This window comes from Variovorax ginsengisoli, from assembly GCF_030486595.1.
In the GTDB taxonomy this organism is placed as follows: Bacteria; Pseudomonadota; Gammaproteobacteria; order Burkholderiales; family Burkholderiaceae_C; genus Variovorax; species Variovorax ginsengisoli_B.
This window is the reverse complement of sequence record NZ_JAUJZH010000027.1, coordinates 17885-37395: the sequence shown is the minus strand read 5'-3', so window position 1 is coordinate 37395 and position 19511 is coordinate 17885. Positions and strand designations below refer to the sequence as shown.

General features: G+C 62.6%; 24 protein-coding genes and 1 pseudogene. 7 read left to right on the top strand and 18 right to left on the bottom strand.

Annotation, left to right across the window (positions count from 1 at the left end; translation table 11 throughout):
• Positions 1–20: 20 nt before the first annotated feature.
• The 3 genes from QZH52_RS29070 to QZH52_RS29060 all read right to left on the bottom strand — a co-directional run bounded on the left by QZH52_RS29070 (position 21) and on the right by QZH52_RS29060 (position 3702).
• On the bottom strand, positions 21–1907 hold the full coding sequence (locus QZH52_RS29070; RefSeq protein WP_301814361.1) for a hypothetical protein: 1887 nt from the start codon (positions 1905–1907) through the stop codon (positions 21–23).
• Between the two features lie 111 nt (positions 1908–2018).
• Positions 2019–2612 (bottom strand): response regulator transcription factor, encoded by a 594-nt coding sequence (locus QZH52_RS29065; protein ID WP_301814360.1) that lies wholly within the window; start codon positions 2610–2612, stop codon positions 2019–2021.
• A 256-nt stretch (positions 2613–2868) separates the two neighbouring features.
• Positions 2869–3702 carry a DNA methyltransferase gene (locus QZH52_RS29060; protein WP_301814468.1) on the bottom strand — a complete coding sequence of 278 codons (834 nt, stop codon included), beginning with the start codon at positions 3700–3702 and terminating at the stop codon, positions 2869–2871.
• A gap of 19 nt (positions 3703–3721) precedes the next feature.
• Here QZH52_RS29060 and QZH52_RS29055 point away from each other — a divergent pair, with 19 nt between their 5' ends.
• Both QZH52_RS29055 and QZH52_RS29050 read left to right on the top strand, forming a co-directional pair.
• Positions 3722–4210: a hypothetical protein gene (locus QZH52_RS29055; RefSeq protein WP_301814358.1), complete on the top strand. Its 489-nt coding sequence runs from the start codon at positions 3722–3724 to the stop codon at positions 4208–4210.
• Positions 4211–4241: 31 nt separating this feature from the next.
• On the top strand, positions 4242–4790 hold the full coding sequence (locus QZH52_RS29050) for an HD domain-containing protein (protein ID WP_301814357.1): 549 nt from the start codon (positions 4242–4244) through the stop codon (positions 4788–4790).
• 53 nt (positions 4791–4843) lie between these two features.
• Here the strand turns inward: QZH52_RS29050 and QZH52_RS29045 are convergent, their stop codons facing one another.
• The 13 genes and pseudogenes from QZH52_RS29045 to QZH52_RS38965 form a co-directional block, all read right to left on the bottom strand.
• A complete protein-coding gene (locus QZH52_RS29045) occupies positions 4844–5920 on the bottom strand; it encodes a hypothetical protein (protein WP_301814356.1) in 1077 nt (358 codons plus the stop codon).
• A gap of 83 nt (positions 5921–6003) precedes the next feature.
• The gene (locus QZH52_RS29040; protein WP_301814355.1) at positions 6004–6255 is read right to left on the bottom strand and encodes a hypothetical protein; all 252 of its coding nucleotides are present in this window, start codon (positions 6253–6255) and stop codon (positions 6004–6006) included.
• Positions 6256–6299: 44 nt separating this feature from the next.
• A complete protein-coding gene (locus QZH52_RS29035) occupies positions 6300–6806 on the bottom strand; it encodes a ribonuclease toxin HepT-like protein (RefSeq protein WP_301814354.1) in 507 nt (168 codons plus the stop codon).
• Complete coding sequence (locus QZH52_RS29030) at positions 6799–7134, bottom strand: nucleotidyltransferase family protein (RefSeq protein WP_301814351.1); 336 nt, start codon at positions 7132–7134, stop codon at positions 6799–6801. The genes QZH52_RS29035 and QZH52_RS29030 overlap by 8 nt, the downstream gene beginning before the upstream one ends.
• 56 nt (positions 7135–7190) lie before the next feature.
• On the bottom strand, positions 7191–8525 hold the full coding sequence (locus tag QZH52_RS29025) for a type II toxin-antitoxin system HipA family toxin (RefSeq protein WP_301814350.1): 1335 nt from the start codon (positions 8523–8525) through the stop codon (positions 7191–7193).
• 8 nt (positions 8526–8533) lie between these two features.
• The gene (locus QZH52_RS29020) at positions 8534–8881 is read right to left on the bottom strand and encodes a helix-turn-helix domain-containing protein (RefSeq protein ID WP_301814349.1); all 348 of its coding nucleotides are present in this window, start codon (positions 8879–8881) and stop codon (positions 8534–8536) included.
• A 69-nt stretch (positions 8882–8950) separates the two neighbouring features.
• Entirely contained in the window at positions 8951–9475 is a 525-nt protein-coding gene (locus QZH52_RS29015; protein WP_301814348.1) for a response regulator, read from the bottom strand.
• A 54-nt stretch (positions 9476–9529) separates the two neighbouring features.
• Positions 9530–10033, bottom strand: coding sequence for a PAS domain-containing protein (locus QZH52_RS29010; RefSeq protein ID WP_301814347.1), 504 nt, complete (start codon positions 10031–10033; stop codon positions 9530–9532).
• A 480-nt stretch (positions 10034–10513) separates the two neighbouring features.
• The gene (locus QZH52_RS29005; protein ID WP_301814346.1) at positions 10514–11005 is read right to left on the bottom strand and encodes a hypothetical protein; all 492 of its coding nucleotides are present in this window, start codon (positions 11003–11005) and stop codon (positions 10514–10516) included.
• Between the two features lie 151 nt (positions 11006–11156).
• Positions 11157–11414, bottom strand: a complete 258-nt coding sequence (locus QZH52_RS29000) for a hypothetical protein (RefSeq protein WP_301814345.1) — start codon at positions 11412–11414, stop codon at positions 11157–11159.
• Positions 11411–11545 (bottom strand): hypothetical protein, encoded by a 135-nt coding sequence (locus QZH52_RS28995; RefSeq protein WP_301814344.1) that lies wholly within the window; start codon positions 11543–11545, stop codon positions 11411–11413. The genes QZH52_RS29000 and QZH52_RS28995 overlap by 4 nt, the downstream gene beginning before the upstream one ends.
• Positions 11546–11605: 60 nt before the next feature.
• Entirely contained in the window at positions 11606–12220 is a 615-nt protein-coding gene (locus QZH52_RS28990; RefSeq protein WP_301814343.1) for a hypothetical protein, read from the bottom strand.
• A gap of 211 nt (positions 12221–12431) precedes the next feature.
• Positions 12432–12578, bottom strand: a pseudogene (locus QZH52_RS38965) (hypothetical protein); the annotation flags it as partial.
• A gap of 304 nt (positions 12579–12882) precedes the next feature.
• Between QZH52_RS38965 and QZH52_RS28980 the strand changes: the two are divergent.
• Together QZH52_RS28980 and QZH52_RS28975 are read left to right on the top strand one after the other, a co-directional pair.
• Positions 12883–13389 (top strand): H-NS family nucleoid-associated regulatory protein, encoded by a 507-nt coding sequence (locus tag QZH52_RS28980; RefSeq protein WP_301814341.1) that lies wholly within the window; start codon positions 12883–12885, stop codon positions 13387–13389.
• 116 nt (positions 13390–13505) lie between these two features.
• Entirely contained in the window at positions 13506–14666 is a 1161-nt protein-coding gene (locus QZH52_RS28975) for a serine hydrolase domain-containing protein (protein ID WP_301814340.1), read from the top strand.
• A gap of 24 nt (positions 14667–14690) precedes the next feature.
• On the opposite strand, the gene QZH52_RS28970 is transcribed toward QZH52_RS28975, so the two are convergent.
• Both QZH52_RS28970 and QZH52_RS28965 read right to left on the bottom strand, forming a co-directional pair.
• On the bottom strand, positions 14691–14951 hold the full coding sequence (locus QZH52_RS28970) for a hypothetical protein (RefSeq protein ID WP_301814337.1): 261 nt from the start codon (positions 14949–14951) through the stop codon (positions 14691–14693).
• Positions 14929–15513: a phosphoadenosine phosphosulfate reductase domain-containing protein gene (locus QZH52_RS28965; RefSeq protein WP_301814335.1), complete on the bottom strand. Its 585-nt coding sequence runs from the start codon at positions 15511–15513 to the stop codon at positions 14929–14931. The genes QZH52_RS28970 and QZH52_RS28965 overlap by 23 nt, the downstream gene beginning before the upstream one ends.
• A gap of 122 nt (positions 15514–15635) precedes the next feature.
• Here QZH52_RS28965 and QZH52_RS28960 point away from each other — a divergent pair, with 122 nt between their 5' ends.
• Genes QZH52_RS28960 through QZH52_RS28950 form a run of 3 tightly spaced genes read left to right on the top strand, consistent with a single transcriptional unit; the run spans position 15636 to position 19276 of the window.
• Positions 15636–16277 carry a hypothetical protein gene (locus QZH52_RS28960; protein ID WP_301814333.1) on the top strand — a complete coding sequence of 214 codons (642 nt, stop codon included), beginning with the start codon at positions 15636–15638 and terminating at the stop codon, positions 16275–16277.
• Positions 16274–18229, top strand: coding sequence for a TnsB C-terminal domain-containing protein (locus tag QZH52_RS28955; protein WP_301814331.1), 1956 nt, complete (start codon positions 16274–16276; stop codon positions 18227–18229). The genes QZH52_RS28960 and QZH52_RS28955 overlap by 4 nt, the downstream gene beginning before the upstream one ends.
• Before the next feature lie 27 nt (positions 18230–18256).
• Positions 18257–19276, top strand: coding sequence for an AAA family ATPase (locus QZH52_RS28950; RefSeq protein ID WP_301814330.1), 1020 nt, complete (start codon positions 18257–18259; stop codon positions 19274–19276).
• The last annotated feature ends 235 nt before the right edge of the window (positions 19277–19511 follow it).

Genomic DNA, 19511 nt, shown 5'->3' with positions numbered 1-19511 from the left:
GCGAGCAGCGGTCATTTTTCTTACGTCGCCCAAGACCACAAAGCGGTCCATTGGAACTTTGGGGCGTGGAGATACGGGAGGGCTTTCATGGCCTCCGCCAGCGCATGGGGCTCCACGGACTTGTCTGCGTTGAAGTGCTGGTAGATCGCTCGGTTCGGCGCCGAGCCGCCGACAGACCGAAGATAGTCGATCAGATCGCGTTCCACGGGCCGCCAGTGCTGCCAGTATTCGGCCTCGGGCTTGTGCTTGAGCGCAACCGATGCGCGGCCGACCCGGCGCATCCGGCCTGATGCAACCAGGGCCTCGAGAAGCACCTCGTCCTCAACGAAACCTGACACTGGCTCCTCAAGCCTTTCGCGTGCCGACTGAATTTCTCGCGGCGGGGCTCGCAGCGCGCGCAGGCCCTGAGCGATGTTCTCGACGGACAAGGACCGAGGCCAGGCCGTGGCGAGCATATGCTCTACGACGCCGACGATTGGGCTCGCGCCGATGACGACGCCATAGCCTGGTTCATCCAGCCATCGGACAGCACTCCACTCGTTCAGGATCTCGCGTAGCAGTATCTCTTTGCGAAGTCCGTCGTGGCGATCTCCGAACGCATCCGCGATGTATTCGAAGCGGAACGCGCCCCTGGCCGCGGTCAGGTCCAGAGCGAGCTCGCAGACATCCAGAACGGTCATGGTCTTGACGTCCTGATTCCAGTAGAACAGGTCATAGTTGTGGCCGTCGACCACGACCGGGACGTTGTCCATGCGTCCCATCTTCACTTGGACAACGTCGGTCATGAATTTCGCCACGCCGATGATGTTCGAATCGCCGATGACCGGCGCGAGCCGGGTCTGGAGGTGGCGAGCGCCAATGAAGCCCAGTGACGTGAGATGGTCGGCCATCTCGGCCAGGGCGGGCGAATAGAAGGTGGCAGCAAGGAAGGGACCGGTGATCGTCACGAGCTTCCGACGCAGACGGAACGTGCTCGGAGGCGCGGCGGCAGACCAAAAGTGCGGATCGAACTTACCGTCCTCCGACACTCCGAATGCCCAAAAGAGGCTCTCCTCCGTCCACGGCTCCGGGGCGGTTGTGTTCGCAAGAAGCTCCCTCAGCACCCAACGGATCTCGTACGTGACCTCCATGGCCTCCACCGCGTCCAACTGCGCCTGGAAGACCGTTGCGAGCTCTGCTGCGCCGGGGATGATGCTGCGGGAAAGCTTCCCGATGACGTGATCTGCATCGAGGAGCTCGGGCCGGTTCAGGGACACCACCTTGTGTGCCTCGTAAAGTAGCCATCCCAGCCGATGGTCATTGCCATTGATCACGTGTCCCGACTTGGAGCGGAGCCTGAACGATTCGTCCTGGCGTTTGCGGCGTTCGGCGCTGCTGGCCGGTGGCACCAGATTCAGCTTGGCAGGCCGTCTTACCGGCGCCGATCCCGGTTTCGGCCCCCGTGGGCCCGCCGTGGGTTGTCCATCGACTCCGATATCCACCCAGTCCGAATCGGTGAACTGCTTTTGGTACTCGGGCTGCCGCGTGCCTGGATCCGGGCGCAACGCTTTCACCAGGCGGCTCACGCTGCTGCCGATCCAGACGAGGGCTTGCACCAAGGGGTACCGGGTGCTGCCCAGTGACACCTTCAGCCCGGCGGGCGAGCGCTCTTCCCACAAGATCTCGGAGGTGGCCCGGTTCACGTGTGCCCGTGCGAGGGTCTTCGGGACCTTCTGGTTCGCGAGCATCGTCGCCAGGAGGGCAGAGACCACGGTCTCGCAGTACTGGATCTCGTCCGGGGTCAGGCTGGCAACGAAGTCCGGGTACGCGAAGCGCTCCAGCAGTTCTGGCGCTCTTTTCGTAGGAAAGACCATTCTCCAGGGCAGTCCGTGGGCGATAGCGGGCGGCAAAGGAAGAATGGAGGCCATGACGCGAAAGGATACTGATTTTTCGCGCAGGGCGAAATTACAGCTTGCGCTAATTCAGGCCGATCTTCGCCCCGTTTGCCCTGTTTTTCCCTGGGCCGGGCGCGGCCGAACTCAGTCGAGCAGGTGGTTGGACCGAAGCACGAAAAGGGCTCGCGCGCGGTTGTTCACGCCGAGCTTCTGGTACAGACGCCAAAGGTGAACCTTCACGCTGACTTCCTCCAAGCCGAGGGCCATCGCCATTTCCGCATTGGTCAGGCCACGGTCCATCATCCGCACGAGCTGGTGCTGGCGCTTGGATAGCTTGAACTCAGCGGCGCCGTTCGCGGTGCCGTCGTCCGGTCCCGTTTCCAGGAGGGCTTTCAGCGCGTCGGCGTACTCCTGCCGGCCACTCCCTTTCTCGATGTAGATGTCCGCGCCCGAGGCAACGCAGATCTCCTCCATCTCGCTGGACGGGTGCGTGGAGAAGACGGCGATCTGCGCCTTCGGGAACATCGACCGAACTCTGGCAACGCCCGCGTCGGAGTCGTTGTCCGGGAGGTTGATGTCCAGCGAAACAAGGTCAGGCGGTCCATGGTTGATCAGGGCGTCGTCGATGTCCGCGAGACTGTTGAGCTCGACGATGTTCGAGTGCGGGCGTAGGCGCTTCATGGCCATGACTACGGCATCGCGCAGCATGGGATGGTCGTCTACCGCGTAGATCGTCATCGACACAAAGATGGCCCTTCTGACCCGTGACATCCAGGGTCGCAAAAAATGATGTGAGTGTCGTTCCCGACGTCGCTGCAGAGGCACTTCTACAGCGCAAAGAATGAACCCCGAGCCGGCAAGCCGCTCAGGGATCGGATGGTGCGCCCCGATCGCGCTTTTCCCCAGTGGGAAGTCTGGCGCAGAAGCGGCTCGATTTGCCTTCCCCGTGGGAAAACACTGCAGTCAAACGCGAAGGTTTGCGCGGTTTCGCGAATCAGTTTCGTCGGGCACCGGGTGGCTGCCAACCCGCCAGGTCGAAGGAGGCGTGAAATCCAGGCCGATCGCTCAGGCGCATGCCGCCGCCCGCCGAGTATTCGGCCATCATTTCGAAAGCCATCCACCGGTAGCCGGCCTCCTCGCAGGCCAGTGCAGTTGAAAGCCAGCCGCCGAACGGGTCCAGTACCAGGCCGCCCGGCGGCGTCAGGAACTCGACCAGGAGCCGCGCCAGCTTCACCGGCATCAGTGCGCCGTGCGTCGGGAGACCGAGAGCCTTCGCCTCCTTGCGCGTCTTCTCGACCTCTCTACTGACGCGTGAAAGAGAGATGACGTTCTTTGGGATCTTGCCGGCGGTCACGTTGCCGAAGGAGCCTGGCCGCAGCTTGTAGGCGCCGTCGCCATACGTGGCGGTGCGGATTTCGCCCCCGGCCGCCAGCAGCTGGGCGTGGCGCTTCGAATGGGGCTGCAGCACGCGCCGGTTGTCGGCGACGCAGCGCACGGGGTCGTTACAGAAGACCAGCACGGGCTCGTAGCCGACGTTGAGCTGCTGGCGCTTGATCGACGCCCAGTACGTCGGGCCCGGCGGCTTGGCCGGGTTGTGCCAAATCGCGCGCTCCAGCAGCTGCAGGCCAAGGCGGTCGTGCAGCGCCAGCGTGAGCCTCTCGACGTACATCGAGCGCGCAGGCGACCTTGACAGGAAGATGTCGTTGCTGACGTTCAGCGCGATGCAGCCACCGGCGATCAGGTTCTTCAAGAGCGGCTCCAGCGCGCCGCAGATGAAGTCGACGTACTCGGCCTCCGACGGATTGCCGTAGGCCCTTGCCTCGCGCAGCGGGTAGGGCGGCGAAGTGATGATCGCGGAGATCTGGTCCGTCAGCTTGCCGGCCCAGCGTCTCCGTGCGGGTCCAGATGGCCACGCCCAGATCGGTACTGAAGGCCACCAGGGCCACGCCCTCGGGGGCTGGGGTCAGGTCACCGTCCTTCTGCGCCTTGGGCGTCAGGCGCCAGTTGCCTCGCTGGCCAGGCACGCGCTCAAGGAGGCCCAGCTTGCGGAGGGACTGCTGGTGCCAGCGGACTTTCCTGTGCTCCAGGTTGTGGGGCTGGCGCGCGCGACCGACGGGCTTGCGCTCGCCGCCGTCGAGGTTGAGCGCCTTGTAGAGCGCAGCGTTGGAGATGCCGTCGTCGTGGATCTGGACGTTGCGGTAGGCCGCGAGGAGCGGCTCGAAGAGGTCGGACTGTTGCATTGGGGGGATTGTTCGCGGCGAGCTATGTCTCCGAACAAGATCTCACATGCAGCTCCGTTTCCGCAAGGCGCCGTGCAAACTCTCAAGAAAAAGTGATCGAGGGCCGATGGTTACGACACAATGGCGCATGACCTCTTCAAACTTGCTCCCAAAGGCGCCCGGCGCCCGGATCTTTGCCGTCGAGGCGCACGGGGAACAGATGTACGGGCAACACCGTTACTCGCATCACCTCGACGCAGTCGCTGAACTCGCGCGCCCCTATGGTGACGATGCCGAGGCCACCGCCTACCTGCACGATGTCAAGGAGGATGTTGCCGGCATGTCGCTCGACGCGCTTCGCGAGCGCTTTGGCAACGAGGTGACAGAGGCGGTCGACCTGCTGAGCGACCCGCCGGGGGCGAATCGCAAGGAGCGCAAGGTGAAGGCCTATGCCCGCCTGGCGGTGACCGACAACCGCCTTGCTCTCATCGTGAAGTCGTGCGACCGCCTGGCCAACATGCGTGCCTGTGTCGCCGACGGGAACGATCGCCTGCTCGACGTCTACCGCTCCGAGCATCCGACATTCCGTGCCGCTGCCTATCGCCCGGGCCTGTGCGACGAGATCTGGACCGAGCTGGACGAGCTTGTCGAGCGGCCGAGCATCGCGGATTTTGAGGCGCCGAGGCATTGCGGCTGAGCGTCGTCTTCAAGGCTACCGGCTACCTTCTCGTGGCTCCGCCCAATGGAGCCTCATGGGTCGCTCGCGCTCTCCTTCCGTGTGGTTTTCCGCTCAGCCGCAAGACGACCTGCCTCGCGCTTGTCGGCGATCGCCCGTAGGTGAGCCTTCCGATAGAGCTCGATCTGCACGGCGGTCATGCGCGTGAGGTCCGGGCGATCAACGATCTTGAGGTTTCGGAGATCGACCTTTCCGATAGCAGGTATGTCAGTCTGGTGCTGACCAAGCAGGAAGACAGCATCCCACTCTGCTTCGGGCCTCCTTTGCCCGTCGTCCAAGAAGTGGATGATGTTGTGGCATCCGTTGCAGACCGTCGCAAGCATGGCGTCGTTTCGGCCCTCTAGCACGTCGCGTTCGTAGCTACGGTGGTGGACTGTGCTGCCGCGACCTCCACAGCTCTGGCAAAGGCCCCCATCGCGCTCCATCACGCGCTTCTTGATTCGCTTCCACTTCGCCGACTTCAAATACTGATCGTGGTAGTCCATCTGCGCGACGTCGGTGATGCGTCTCTTCGGCAGAGCGCCTTTTTCACGCAGCTCGCGAAACATGTCCCGAACAAGTTCGGGCGTCAGATCAGCCTGTTGGCCAAGGGGTCCCGCAGCCGTGGTTCCGGGCGTGGACGCAATCGGGCCGGGCATCGAAGGACGACCGGGAGGTGTCGACGGGCTCACGGGATTGCCTCGGCAATCAGAGCAGTCGCACGCGGCGGTCGCCTGCAGGTGGCCAGCGATCCGCAACCACAATGCGCGGCTCTCTGGGTCCTTGGCGCGCTCCGCGTGGAGCTCGGCCACGATCGGAGCCGGGTCGCTGTGCATCAATCGGGCCATGCGGATGACTACGAGATCGTCGGGCCGGGTACGGCCGTTTCGCCAGTGCATGACAGATGTGTGGCTGATCCCCAGCACCTTGGCCAAACGGTAGTCGGTCTTGATTTGAAGAGCAGCTTTGAATCTCTCCAAGAAGGTATCGGTGGTGGTCGGATTCTCGGGTTTCGGCCTGGCCGGCCGCCCCCACGCCTCCGGTGGACGCGCCTGGAGGACATTGCCGTCGTCAGGGCGCGGATTCGGATGCCAAAGCTCGTGGGGCTTCATCTAGGCTTTCGTAGCAGGCACATGGGAAGAATCCCTCATTGTCCCAGCCCGCGACAGGGGCGGGCGGGCGCCGCCCACCGGGCTCAGCCAAAGTCCGGGTTCAGCAGATCGATGCCGGCGGCCTTGCACTTGATCCATGGCCCACCCGGATGGTCGTGACCGTCCCAGGCATCGAGCGCCTTGCAGGCATCCTCGACGAACTCGAAGCAGTAGCGCCGGTCGTACCCGCCGCCGTCCAAGCCCACCACCAGGCCGACGGTGAAATTGAAGCGCAGCAGGCCGACCCACTTGCCGCCGAGCTGGCGCACGTGCGTGTAGCCGTTCTGGGTGAGCATCGCAAGCAACTCCTCTGCGCGCACCCGCGACCTCAGCTTAGGAGTTAAACGTCCCGTTCAGGCGGGGGAGTTTCCGGAGGCTCGAAGAGTTCTCGGATTCCTCCCGCCGCAGCTTGAACCGCTGATACCGTGTTGGGGATGTGCTCGAATACACGCTCCGGATCCAGTTCACCGGCGTAGTTTGAACGGACCTTGTGCCGGAACCCAAGGACTGCCTTCATGCTCTTGACGCCATCCGCGTCGAGCAGGGCGCCGCGCTCGCCGGGGATTGCCATGCCGGCGACCCGGATCAAGTCCTGATGCCAGGTTTCGCTCTTTGGCAATCTGCCATCAGTAGCCTCAATCGCCTGCTTGAGCAGGCTTTCGATCTGCGTATAGATTCCTTGAATATGGGTAGCGATGCCCGCGGCGTGGAAGTTAGCGTCATACGCGGCAGGGAACTGAATCTTGAGTTGCTGCTGCCGCTCTTCCGCATCGAGCATGTGTCCAAGCGCCAGCTCGAGATCGTTGGCTTTCGAAAGGAGAAGCAATTGGAAGACGTGATCACCCACGGGCATGTTCCTTCATAAGTGCTACCTTGCTGGACGGCAGCTGGTCGGCGAATACAAGATCGACATCGACGTCCGGGAGATTGGCCCAGGCGATATCCCAAACCTCGGTCTCGGACAAGTTTGAGCGCGATTCGATGAGGACGTCCAAATCCGACCCCGAGTCGAAGATTGAGGATGTACGAGCGTACGAGCCGACGACTTCACACACGACCCCGCGTCGGCGCAGTTCCGCGAGAGTCCGCTCGACCTGCGGGCGCAACTGGGCCCGACGAGAATCGCTGCGATCGCGAAGTATTTCAGCAATGGGTCGACGCAGGACGGTGGCCATGGGGTAATGGTAGATGAATCAGAGTGATTTCAGTGCTTGGCTGCTCCTGGGGGCCTTCAACATGGGCTGTCCGCTGGCTCGACCTCGCCCTCATCGGCCGCCGCAGGCACGATCGGCTCGATGAGCTCGTTCAGGGCATCGATGTCTCGACCGGTCAGCCCGGCTTCCTCGTAGAACTGGTGACGATGCGCCACCACGTCGACCACCTTGGCTACGATGTTGTGCGCACCTTTCTCGGTCAGCTTGAAGTAGCCGAATTCCGAGAGCACGTTTTCCATCGTGCCCACGCGGCCCTTCGAGCCGATGCGCAGGTAGTGGTGCGAGGAAGCCTGGGTGACCACGTCGAACACGGGGGAGAGGCGCAGCCGCTTGAGGCCCGCGGACTCGGTCTCGGTGAAGCCGGTGTTCTTCAGGTGGTCGTCGGTGTTCTTCACGGCGACGTTGAGTGCCATGCGCGCGTAGATGCTGGTTCGGTCGTGGATCGGGTCGGAGGAGACCGTCGAAGCGATGTGGGCCAGATTCGCATAGGAGAAGACTCGCTGGTCGCGCGCGCTCGTGAGGCGTTTGTCCTCGGGGACCGCGCTCACCAGCGATATGGCGCTGGCGTAGTGCAGGCGCTGCAGATCGTTGTTGCGGTCGAATCGGCGGACCTGGAGCACCGAGCCGAGGTCGGTCTCGACCAGGCGCACCTCGGGCACCTCGAGGCCGATGGCGGCCGCCATGCGCAGGTTGGCGTACTCGACGCGCTGCCGGTCGACGGTGCTCCCGGGTTCGCTGAACTTGCAGATCCAGATCCCGTTGTCCCGGTCTCGCATCACTGCCTTGGCGCGAGCGCCGCCGATCGACCAGGAGCCGGCCAGGAGGCCCTGGAGCTCTTCGGGCATGGGTGTGGTCGCGAACACGTTGTGCGCGGCCTGGTGCACGCGATAGAGGTCCTCCTCGATCAGCGGCAGCGTGTCGAACCCAGGCAGGTCGGAGCGCTTCAGATCCGGCCTGGTCGAGAACAGTAGGGCGCCAACCCCGTTGCCGCGGCCCATGAGAAGCAGGGCCGATTCGGCGGGGCTGGCGATGCCGGTCTTGTGCCGCATCACCTGGCGGCCCCACATGTCCGGCCCGGCGTCGAAAAGGGCGCCCAAACTCACGAACTTGTTATCGGTCTCGATCCACTGCGGCGAGGCGGTCAAGGGCAGGTTGATCGGGTCCAGCGGGAACCGGCGCGCTTCGTCGGCGAGCCACTCGGCCACGTAGCGGAACTTCGCCGAGAAGCCGCCCACGACGGAAGAGTCGAAGCGCATCTCGCCCACCGGGTGCACGCCGTCCGGCCGGTCGATGTGAACGAACAGGCGGGCGGGGACGGACTTGGCGTCGGCGGAGGGCGTGGAGTTGCGCATGGGTTGCATCAGATCTGCCGGGTCGTGTCGCCGCGGGGCGTCGGCGTGCGGCCGCGCTCGCGGTGCGCGCCGACGGGGGCTGGCGCGGCCTGGTGAAGTTGGGTGAGCGCGGCGACCACGTCCACCCCGTAGACCTCCAGCGCCATGAGAAAGTCGCCGATGGCCACGCCGCCGGCGGGAATGCCGACTTGCCCAGCGGCTGGCCCGGTGGACTCCATGCGCTGGTAGGTCCGCAGGCCCACGCCGATTCGCTGAGCAGCCAGGGCCTGCGACTCGCCGTGCTGCAGGCGCAGGGCGCGCAGCGTTTCGGCCAGGGCGATGACGGCGGTTTCTGCCTTGATGGAAAGGGCTGGCATGGCTCAATAATACGCCATATTTGGCGCGTTAGTAGCATCAATGCCCGGAGTTCGTCGATGACCTCCTCCTTAAAGATCGTCGGAGAGGCCTACCACCGGCCGGCACCTTGAACGATCCGGTCGCCGGTTTGCCGCGCGATCGCCGAACGACAGCTCCACTGCATGCTGTTCGGCTGTCGATGACGACAGGCAGGACTGGGCCCATACCGGCGGTTTGATCTCCTCAAAGCAGTCGCAGGCAGTACTCGAAGAAATCATCCAGCTCATTGGACTTGTTTCAAATACTCGGTCCGCGCCGGCATTCTTGAACGCAATGCGCGTTGCTTGCGTCGAATAGTTGGTGAGCACGACCACGCGCTGTTCGGCGTCGCGCCCGTTGCACCACTCGACAACGCCAAGGCCGGTGCCTTGCTTCAGGAAGAAATCGACGACGGCGAGATCCCATTCGCTCTTGTGAACCGCGAGCCAGTCGATCGCCTCGTCCTCGGATTCGGCGGTGGCTATGACAGTGGCGCAGCCCAAATCCGCCAGGGCGGGGATCAGGTTGTCACGGATCGTCTGGTTGTCTTCGACAAGGAAAACGGCGATCGCCATGGCGAGCCTCGATTCGATTGCTTCAGCATGGCAAGCCGCCGAGAAGTTGAGCCTTCAACTGAGCGGCTGGGAATTCGCAAACTTCGGGATGGAGATTGGGCTAGCCATTTCATAGAAGCAATTGATCGCGCCCACGATCTCGCCTCGTGAGTCTCGAAGCGGCCGTATGTTGACAATCACTGTCACCCGGGAACCATCCGGGCGCTCGATCACTACTGGGGCGTCGGTTGCCAGGTCAATAGCACCGCTCACCACTTGGGCCATAGGACATTCGTCGTGCGACAGCGGCGTGCCATCAAGTAGATACATCTGATGAGAGCCGCAGAATTTCTCGTCGGTGTCACCGAGCACGGGTTCTCTTCCCCATAGCTTTGTCGCGAGGTCATTGAACTTGACGATGACTCCATCAGCGTCAATCAAGTATGTCGCGATGGGACAAAGATCGAACAGGACGCGAAATTCTTCAGCGCTCCGGTAGAACTCGTCTCCGGTACTCAAGCCCCGAAAGTCGAGGGGGGCGGGAGCGATCCCGGGTCGGGGTGACTTGGCGTCATTCATGGTTAGCCTCCAGAAGCGTCGGTGAAAACTGCTGCCCAGTGTTGGGCAATATTTCTGCCTCACGCTAGGCCACGGTAGCGCCAACCTCCGCGAGTCTGCGTAGTCCTTTCGAGCGACTTCGTAGCAGCCGCATGCCCCGCCTCGAAGTCGGAACGGTCATGCTCCCAGTGTTGGAGATGGCCAGGGCGGGCGCGGCGTTGCCTGCGACGGATGCGATTTCGCACGTCGCGGCCTTTATCGACCGCTTGGACAAGGCGAGCGAAAGCTACCAAACCGATCTCGAAGTGCTGCTGTGCATCGGAGCGACGATCTGGACGCTGGAGCTTGAAGCGGCCACGCGGATACAAAAAGCCCCGCGATCAGGGAGGTGGCGGACGTCAATGCAGACCCAGGCCCTGGGGATGGTCAGCGATTGCCCTGCAGCGGCTCCCGGTTCATGCCGGGAACAGGGCGCGCGACCTTGTCGGGTCCCCCGGCCGCCTACGATGTTGCGGGGCAGGCAACCTTCATGCGGGTTGAAGTGGTGAAGTCACTCCAACTTGCGTTAACCGCGGCCGAGGTAAAGCCTGCTGCGTCGCACCCTAAAGCACTTGCCTTGCAAGTGAAATTTACAGTTTTCGGGTGGTCCGTAGGCCCAATGATTTTTTCTAATAGCGAGATGCTTGGGAAAGTCTTGCAGTCGCTTACTGCAACAACCAATGGAATTACGCCGGGACCCATACACACTACCTGCCTTACCGTCAGATGAACCTCTGCGTTAACCTCTGCCGATTTAGTGGGGGTGGTGGGGATAGGGCTGAGTTCAACGAAATCAATTTTTACAGTGAGTGGCGGCCATTTGTTCAGACAAAGCAATCCACGTTCACCTGGGCCTGGAACGTTGATTCCTTTCACCTGAGCTGAAGAAATGCTGTTTCCGGCAATAAGGAACAGAGTTACTACGCCTGCCACGAAGAGCTTTTGAATTGACATCATACGACTCCTTGCGGGCTCGGTAAGCCTATTCCAAATTAATTCTTAAGCGCTCAAAAAACAACGTCAAAAGTGATGTTGACGCCGATCGAAAACGACTTTCGACGGTGAGATTCGGCGCGAGAGACCCTCCGATCCGGGCGCCAACCCCTTACCCGATCGACCGCAGCTGGCGCAGCATGTCCTTCACGGTCGGCTCGATCAGGATGTGCACCCAGTCGTCGCTCATGGGCCAGCCGCGGCGCAGCATGATGTCGTAGGCGAATCCGCTGTCCGTGGCGTAGCCATCGCCCGAGTCGAATTCCTCGATCTGATGTGCGTGGGCGTCGCACCACCGGCGCAGCGTAGCCGGCGGGTCAGTGCAATACCGGACCTTGAACTCGCCGGTCGCCCCCTCGACTTCGCTCATAGCCGCGTCGCGGCGTAGATTGCCACGCTCACCCCGGTACCGGCGAACTCGTTCGAGAACACGCCCGACCATTCCCCCTCCCAGCCTTCAAGCAGATCCTTGCCGCGCATCGACGCCGGCAGGATGGCCACGATCCGGCCCCCGGCCTGGATTAACGTCGACGCCTCGTGCAGTGCGCCAGCGCCCTGCCATTAGCGTAGGGCGGGTTCATGAGGCACTTGGTCCACCTGGTGCTGCCTGCGCGTGCCGCGGCCGCCCATTCGATGAAGTCCGCCTTGTGCGCCTGGAAGCCGCGGGCGCGCGGGACGTCGCATCGCAGGCCCGAGATCTCGACGCATGGCCGGCAGGAGGCCCGCGAGACCGCCAATCCCGGCGCTCGGCTCAAGGTAGATGTCCCCCTGGCCATCCGACCCGAGCATCTCGTAGGCGGCTTCTGCCACCGTGCTCGGGGTGGGATAGAACTGGTAGCCCGCTGCGTCCGGGATGCATCCGGAGATCCGGATGGAGTTGATCACCGTGGTCGGGTTGAAGTCAAATTTGTAGCCGTACTTCGAGGGCACATTCCCGATCGCCTCGAGCACGCGCTCGGTTTCGCGCTGGGCGTGTTTGCCTTCGTCCTTTCCGCTGTAGGAAAGCGAGAACTCCCAGGTGCCGGTCGCTTCGTTCCGACCCACGCCGCCAGCTTCCAGCAGGCGCAGCACCGCGAAGGGCAGGGGACGGTCCATGAGCTTGAACGTCTTCGACTTCGACTTCGGGCGTGTCCGGAACTTGGCCGGGATTGCCATCGGGTACAGGCTCGCCAGCACGCCATTGAGTCGATACGCGATCTCCGGGTTGATTTCGATATGGCCCGTGCCGACGCCTCGATAGATGCGGATGCGCGTGCGTGTAGAGCGCTCCGCCGTCGATGTCGTGCCACTCTCCCCAGGCGCGGACCTCGGCAATGCGGCGGAGGAGGTTGGCGGCCAGCTCTTCGGCGAGCACGAATCGGCCCAGTTCGACGCCGGCTGCTGGCGCGAGGTCCTCGAAGTAGGCGGGGATCACTTTCTGGTTCATCGGAACGCTGAATACGCCGACGCCCGCGAGCCGCTCCTTCTGGAACGGCTCCTTGATGAACACGCCAGCCCGGAAGCGCGCAGCGGGATAGCTGCCGGAGTAGTGCATCGTTTCGACAAAGGCCTTCGCCTCCCGCTCTTCAAGCGCCTCGACGCTCGCGCGACGCGGGTCGAAGATCTCGCCGGCGGGCCTGTAGGTGGCGCGTCGATGATTCCAGCGCTGGCAGCGCAGGTCGAGTTGATGCGGGTGGTGGTTGGGCAGAGGAGAAGCCGGTCCGTTGGTCATTCTCGTAAGGGCGGAGCCCTCAGAAACTGCCGACGCGCTGAATTTCGAGTAGGGTGGACGCCTGGTTGAGGGGCCGGCCGGCGATAGGGCGTAAGCTAGCGCCTCCTCAATTCGACTATGTTGACTCATGACTCAGACCTATTCTCAGATCCAGCAGAAGATCGCAAAGCTTCAGAAAGAGGCCGACGCTCTTCGTCAAAAGGAGATGGGCGGCGTCATCGCTCGAATCAAGACGGCGATCGAGCACTATGGCCTCACAGCTGAGCATCTAGGCTTCGGTGGCGCGGTCACGGGCAAGGCCAAGGGCATCGGCAAGGCCGCGTCCGGCGCGAAGTACCACGACGGCAATGGCCAGAGCTGGTCGGGCCGTGGTCCACGCCCTCGTTGGTTGCGCGAAGCAATCGCCGGCGGAGCTACGCTGGAGTCGTTTCTCGCGGTGGCGGATGGAGCGGCCGCCGCGCCGGTGAAAGCCAGGGGCATGAAGGCTGCGAAAGCTGCCAAGGCCAAGCGTCGGCCATCGACCTTGCTCTATCAGGATGGCGCCGGCAACTCGTGGACCGGTCGCGGTCCGCAGCCGCGCTGGCTTAAAGAAGCGCTCGGCAGCGGGAAGACGCTGGAAGAGATGAAAGGCTGACCTCCGGCTGACCTGCTCATTCGAAGAGGTCGGGGATCGCTGACTCTGAGGAGCAGGCGATTGACGCGCGCATCCTTCGCCGCTTAGCATCATCCACCTTCCCCCGTCGACCTGCCATGCAACGTCGTGAGTTCGTCCTTGTTGGCACTGCGCTCGCCTCATTCGGTGGGTTAGCGCGCACCCAGTCGATGGAAGGCTTCGCCGCGACGACCTCGCGAGAGGATGGCTGGAACACCGCCACGGGCGACGACGACAAGCTCGTTGACACCACCGCACTCAGCAAGATGGCCGATCGGCTTGCGGCTTCGGGCTCGAACATTCACTCCGTTCTTGTCGTGCATCGCGGCAAGCTGGTTTTCGAGCGCTACCTCCAAGGCAGCGATCAGGTGCCAACCAGCTTTTTCGGCAGCCGCGTGGAGGACGTCGTCTTCAACGCCGGCACGCGCCATGCAATGAAGTCAGCGACGAAGAGTGTCGCGTCGCTCGCCGTCGGCATCGCGATCGACCGGGGGCTAATCCATGATGTCGACGAGCCGATCCTTGGCTTCTTCCCCGAACTCGCGGACCTGCGAACGCCGGAATCGGATCGCCTGTTGCTGCGGCACGCGCTCAGCATGACGCTCGGCCTCGAATGGATCGAGTCGACGCCCGCGACCGGCGATCGCGCGAACGACGAAACGCGCATGTATTTTTCGGGCGACCCGTGCCGCTACGTGCTCACGCGCCGAGCTGTGGCGGAGCCTGGGCAGCAGTTTTTCTACAGTACCGGCGCCCTGGCGCTTGTATCAGCGATCCTGCATCGGGCCACCGGCAGACCACTGGACGAGTTCGCGCGAGAGACCCTCCTGGAGCCGCTGGGGATCTCGGGGGAAGAATGGAGCCGGATGGGCAGAGACAGTGACGCCGGCGGTGGCCTTCGCATGCGCCCGCGGGACATGGCGAAGATCGGGCAGCTCGTGCTAGCGGGCGGGCGCTGGGATGGACGCCAGATCGTGTCGAAGGGCTGGGTCGAAGCTTCAACCGCATCGCGTCTCAAGGCAACGGACGACCAGGACTACGGCTACCTTTGGTGGAGCGGCCGAGCCAGGGCGAACCGACGAACAGTCCGCTGGATTGGTGCGCTCGGTCGAGGCGGGCAATCGATCCGCGTCGTGCCCGAGCTCGATCTCGTCGTCGTAGTGACGGCAGGCTACTACCAGGACTACAGCCCGCAGGCGTTCAGCGTGCAGTTCGGCGTGTTCAGCGATGTGCTGCAGGCTATCTCACCGCCCCTTTGACCTCGGATGCCGTACTGGATTCCACTACTGCAGCAAACGCGCGATGTGGCCACTGTAAACACTCACCACCTTCCAATAGAAAGCCATCGGAGCCTTCGAGAAGCGCCAAGAGTGCTGCGCCTTGGCCTGTGCACTGGCGCGGATGTCGAGCAGCAGCGCGCGCAGGTGCTTGCGTGTGTCCTCGGGGAGCGCCTGGATCTCCCGGGCGGCCGGCAACTCGATCAGCGGGTTGCGCACAGCAGGCCGCAGTGAGCGGGGAACGTCAGCTTGGGTGGTCGTGTTCATGTTCTTCTTCAGGTAGGGCCGCAGCTCTCGCCGAACGCTCCGGCTGGGAGTTTCCAGTTTCGACCACGATCGGCGCATCCCAGGTCGAAGCCATCGCGCGCTCGACCCAGGTGCCAACCGCTGCGGGGTAGGGCACGCCCAGGTCGGCCATCGCATCGATGGTGAGCTTGCGGTCGATCGTCACGCCGAAGTCGTGCTCGTAGGCAGCGACCCGGCCGAAGGCGCGCGGCGCGATCGCGCGATTCGTTGCCCATTGATTCTTCGATCCGAACACGCAAAATTGGCATGAAACCCGTCCGTAACCTAACTCGTATGCGGGATGAACCTGCAGAGAGAAACGTTCGATGATCTGCCACACCCGCGCTTCGGACCAGCTGTGAACGGCGCGCCAGTGGTCGATGTGCCGGGCAAACTTCCCGCCTCGGCCGTCGGCGCGGTGTTGCTCGAACGTGGCGTAGCGCGCACGTGAGCTGGATTCCTCGGCACGCTCGCCGGTGACCACAAGCGTGCGCTGGTTCTGGAACTTGGGATCATTCGTAGAAAAAAGCAAATCTGTCACCATAGCAAGCGGCCTCCTCGCTCTTGCAGCGACCATGGCAGTGACACTTTTACTCGTGAACTTCGCGAAGTGAATCTGTCACTTTGTCTTTGAACGAAGCAAATCAGTCACGTTGTGGATGCGCGATGAACTTGCTCGGCGTAACGTCCCGATTCATGACGAATCTGCGCGCTCGTTTCCAGGCGCCGGTGGATACGACCCGGCCCCGCGGCACGCGCCTGATCGAAGCCTACAGCGCGAAGCTCCAGCGCCGGGTGCGCCTCTTCGATCACTCGAGCTTTGCGCAGTGGATTCGCCTGGAGGCGGACCCGACGGTAATCACGTTCTGCGAGCGTCCTGTGCGCATCGGTCCTCAACGCGACGCGCGCCTTGTCGACTTCTGGATGGGAGCCTTGAGCGGCGAAGAGATGCTGTTGCTCGAGCCGAGGCCCTTCGAAGGCGTCCCTTCGCAGCTTGACGACGTTGCGATCCGCGTCATCGTCCCTGCGGAACTCGCTGCCGCCAGCGTCTGGATATCTAACTGGTCCTGCATGCTGCCGGTCATCAACGCGACGCGGAACCTGGTGCCACGATCTCTCCTTGGAGCCGTGCTCGATCATGTCTGTGGGCCGATCTCCCTTGGACGCCTCGAGCACGAATTGTCCGTCGGAGATCCGTCCTTGATCCGTGGAGCGATCTTCGAGCAGCTTCGTAATGGTCGGATCAGGGCGCCGTCGCTGCACACCAAGTTGCTCAGCTTGCATGCCGTACTGGAACCAGCCTCGTGACCCACCGGCAGCGCATTCTTGGAATTGATCCGGCAAGCTGGCCGGCGTTCGACACTGGCGCGCTGTCAGTGGCCAAGCGTCAGGTCTTTGCGACTCGCCAGCAAGCCATCGAGCTCTACGCAGCAGGGCAAACACTGGGGCAAATCGAGCAGAGCACCGGAATCGACCGCCGTCAGCTCTACCGCCTGCTGGATCGCTGCGTGGCGCTCCACGAAGACGGACGCCCGTTTGGCTGGAGAGCTGCTGTCTCGTACGCGCGCGTTCGTGGCTACAAACGTTGTGCTCGCGTGGCCCCGACGCGCGATGGCGAAAGCCGTGGCGCAGCAGGTGCGTTCGGTCTTCTTCTTGATACCTACCCAGCGCTAGCCAAGTGGATCTCCGATCGCGTCCGCGCAAGGAATGTAAACATCATCCAGCGCACCACGGATGACGGGCTGCGTCTGCGAGTGCGGGGCTTGAAGAACGTCCACACCGAGTTCCTGCGGGAATGCCGAGCCCTCGGACTCACTGTCTTGGACTATCCCTTCAACGTCCAACAGGCAGGTATCCGCTCCCTGTCGGCGGCGCTTCGCAGCGAATGCCTGCACAGCTTCGGGCGAGGCGCTCATTTGGCTGGCGCCCAACAACTCAAGGGCATGCCACACGAGACGTCGACGCCCGTGGCGACGCAGGCGCTAGACGTCGTCGAGTTCGACGGCCACCGACTTGACGTCCGTCTCAAAGTGGTTGTACGTGACCCGCTCGGTTTTGAACAGCAGTTCGAGATCGAGCGCATCTGGTTGCTCGTCATCCTCGACGTCTTCAGCCGCGCGGTCTTGGGCTATCACGTCAGTCTCAACCGAGAATACTCGCGCTACGACGTCATCCGGACCATCGAAGCCGCCCTCGCGCCGCACCGGACGCGCTCGTTCACGTTGCCGGGCATCGGCTATGGCGTGCACGGTGGCTTTCCTTCCGACAAGCTACCTGAACTGGGTTACGCGACCTGGCGCTGGTTCAAGCTCGACAACGCCAAGGCCAATCTCGCCGATGACGTACGGCATGCTTTGGCGGAGTTCATCGGCTGCTTCATCGACGCGGGGCCCGCGCATCTCCCCGATGACCGGCCCTACATTGAGCGTTTCTTCGGATCGATCGCCGCCAGTCTCTCGAGCCGGCTGCCGGGGTACACCGGCAGCAGCGCCCGTGACGTTCGGCGCGCGCTGATGGATCCAAAGGGCGATCTTCGGCTCTACGTGTCAGTCGACGAGATCGAGGATCTGCTGGAAGCGGCCATCGCAACCTACAACGGCTCGCCGCACAACGGCCTGAACGGCCGCACCCCGCTGGAGGCGGTGGCCCTTTCTGTTCGGGGTCGCGGTGCAATGCTGAACTGGCTTCCAGAAGCCAAGCGGCGCACCTTGTGCCTCATGCAGACGCCGCGTCGGGCGACTGTACGCGGCTACCTGCACCAAGGCCAAAGGCCGCACATCAACTTTTATGGGATCCGATACACAAACACCCTCTTGGCGAGTAGCGCAACTTATCTCGGCCAAACGCTACGGATCTACTACAACAGCCACGACCTGCGCACGGTGCGCGCCTTCGGGTCGGATGGTATCGAGATCGGTATTCTCAAAGCACAGGGCGCCTGGGGGGAGGTCTCGCACGACCTGAAACTTCGCCAAGAGATTCTGCGAATACGCGGCCGCAAGCGGGCGAACACTGTAATTTCTGAGGAGTTTCTGGAGACGTTTGTCAGGAGCAAACTGCTTCAAGCCAAGGGTTCCCGCCGAGCGGCCAGTGACGCCGTACGGACATTGCGCACTTTGGCGTGGCAGCCACCGAATCCTTCGGAGCACTTGCCATCAGCGGTCGGACCAAATTCGGGGGTCGAGGCCTCGATCGCAGGTGAAGCGCCAGTAGAGCCGGAGCGGCTAACCATCGGCAGCGGATTTGTGGGTGCGATGTGATGTTCGAGAGCTATGAGGGAGGTCACTATGTCGTCTGAACAACATTCCACTCTGGCGTCGGCGTCGCTGACTTCAGGTGCCCGACCCACCGATCCGGCCCTGCATCCGATCGAGACCGGCGGCTATCGAATTGCCACACCCGCGATTCAAGCATTCTCGGATCTTGTCAACCGCTGCCTGCGCTATCACATCACCGGCGCGCTCACATACGGACCCTCGCGCATCGGCAAGACGCGTGCAATCGAGTACCTGCGCTTGCTGCTGGCCCAGACGCAGCCCAAGATCACAACCTACCATGCTCAAGCGGAACACAAGCCTCGTCATGCCGAGGGACCGTTCCTTTCGAACTTGCTGGAGGCGGTGGGCTTTCCGGATCCAGCGACCGGCACCAATTCGGCCAAGCGCATGCGACTGATTAACAAGATCAAGGAAGCCTGTGCGCGTAACGGCAGCGGCACCGTCGTGCTGTTCTGCGACGAGGCTCAGCGTTACGATGAAAATGAATACGAGTGGCTGCGCGACGTGCACGACCACCTTGATCGGCTGCAGATCCGGTTGTTCACGTTCCTGGTCGGCCAGCAAGAGCTTCTGGCGGTCAAGACGGCCATGCAGCATGCCAGGAAGACCCAGATCGTGTCGCGCCTGATGGTCGAGGAGCTGGCCTTCTTCGGCATCCGAAACGTGCGCGACGTGGCGACCTGCTTGAATGGCTATGACCAGACTTGCTTCCCTCGCGCAAGCGAGTGGAGTTTCACGCGCTTCTATCTGCCACAGGCTGTCGAAGGCGGCTATCGGCTGGTCAACGATGCCGGTTTGCTGTGGTCGGCGTTCGAACAACTGCATAACAGACATGGATTGCCAGGTCCCCTTGAGATTCCAATGGAGTCGTTCACGCGTGCAGTGGAGATATTGCTCAAAGACAGCGAACGGCGCGACGGTGAAGGCTATCGACCTGATGCCGCGTCGTGGTCTGTGGCAGTACGCAACTGCGGCTACATCCAAAGTCGACAGGCCCTCAGCGCGGAGTTGATGACAAGCGCGGTTTGATGGCCTGACGCAAATCAAGCCATGTCGCTACCTATCCTCATTCTTGATCAGAATGCGCTGAGCCCACGCTACGGCTATGTGTTCCATCGTTGCTGGTTGCAGCCCTACGAATCTGTGGTCAGCATGCTTTGGAAGTTCGTAAGAATGAATCGGGTGCCTGGCGCGGCACTCGTCAAGGAGCTGTGTCGCGATCCCGTGGACCCCTACGAGGGAATAAGCATGAGAAACCTGGACG

Bases quoted from the DNA above. Each gene is read 5' to 3' on its own strand.
- QZH52_RS29070 (WP_301814361.1), bottom strand. From the start codon at position 1,907: ATGGCCTCCATTCTTCCTTTGCCGCCCGCTATCGCCCACGGACTGCCC.
- QZH52_RS29065 (WP_301814360.1), bottom strand. From the start codon at position 2,612: ATGACGATCTACGCGGTAGACGACCATCCCATGCTGCGCGATGCCGTA.
- QZH52_RS29055 (WP_301814358.1), top strand. From the start codon at position 3,722: ATGATCGCGGAGATCTGGTCCGTCAGCTTGCCGGCCCAGCGTCTCCGT.
- QZH52_RS29050 (WP_301814357.1), top strand. From the start codon at position 4,242: ATGACCTCTTCAAACTTGCTCCCAAAGGCGCCCGGCGCCCGGATCTTT.
- QZH52_RS29045 (WP_301814356.1), bottom strand. From the start codon at position 5,920: ATGAAGCCCCACGAGCTTTGGCATCCGAATCCGCGCCCTGACGACGGC.
- QZH52_RS29040 (WP_301814355.1), bottom strand. From the start codon at position 6,255: ATGCTCACCCAGAACGGCTACACGCACGTGCGCCAGCTCGGCGGCAAG.
- QZH52_RS29030 (WP_301814351.1), bottom strand. From the start codon at position 7,134: ATGGCCACCGTCCTGCGTCGACCCATTGCTGAAATACTTCGCGATCGC.
- QZH52_RS29025 (WP_301814350.1), bottom strand. From the start codon at position 8,525: ATGCGCAACTCCACGCCCTCCGCCGACGCCAAGTCCGTCCCCGCCCGC.
- QZH52_RS29020 (WP_301814349.1), bottom strand. From the start codon at position 8,881: ATGCCAGCCCTTTCCATCAAGGCAGAAACCGCCGTCATCGCCCTGGCC.
- QZH52_RS29015 (WP_301814348.1), bottom strand. From the start codon at position 9,475: ATGGCGATCGCCGTTTTCCTTGTCGAAGACAACCAGACGATCCGTGAC.
- QZH52_RS29010 (WP_301814347.1), bottom strand. From the start codon at position 10,033: ATGAATGACGCCAAGTCACCCCGACCCGGGATCGCTCCCGCCCCCCTC.
- QZH52_RS29005 (WP_301814346.1), bottom strand. From the start codon at position 11,005: ATGTCAATTCAAAAGCTCTTCGTGGCAGGCGTAGTAACTCTGTTCCTT.
- QZH52_RS29000 (WP_301814345.1), bottom strand. From the start codon at position 11,414: ATGAGCGAAGTCGAGGGGGCGACCGGCGAGTTCAAGGTCCGGTATTGC.
- QZH52_RS28980 (WP_301814341.1), top strand. From the start codon at position 12,883: ATGACTCAGACCTATTCTCAGATCCAGCAGAAGATCGCAAAGCTTCAG.
- QZH52_RS28975 (WP_301814340.1), top strand. From the start codon at position 13,506: ATGCAACGTCGTGAGTTCGTCCTTGTTGGCACTGCGCTCGCCTCATTC.
- QZH52_RS28970 (WP_301814337.1), bottom strand. From the start codon at position 14,951: ATGAACACGACCACCCAAGCTGACGTTCCCCGCTCACTGCGGCCTGCT.
- QZH52_RS28965 (WP_301814335.1), bottom strand. From the start codon at position 15,513: ATGGTGACAGATTTGCTTTTTTCTACGAATGATCCCAAGTTCCAGAAC.
- QZH52_RS28960 (WP_301814333.1), top strand. From the start codon at position 15,636: ATGAACTTGCTCGGCGTAACGTCCCGATTCATGACGAATCTGCGCGCT.
- QZH52_RS28950 (WP_301814330.1), top strand. From the start codon at position 18,257: ATGTCGTCTGAACAACATTCCACTCTGGCGTCGGCGTCGCTGACTTCA.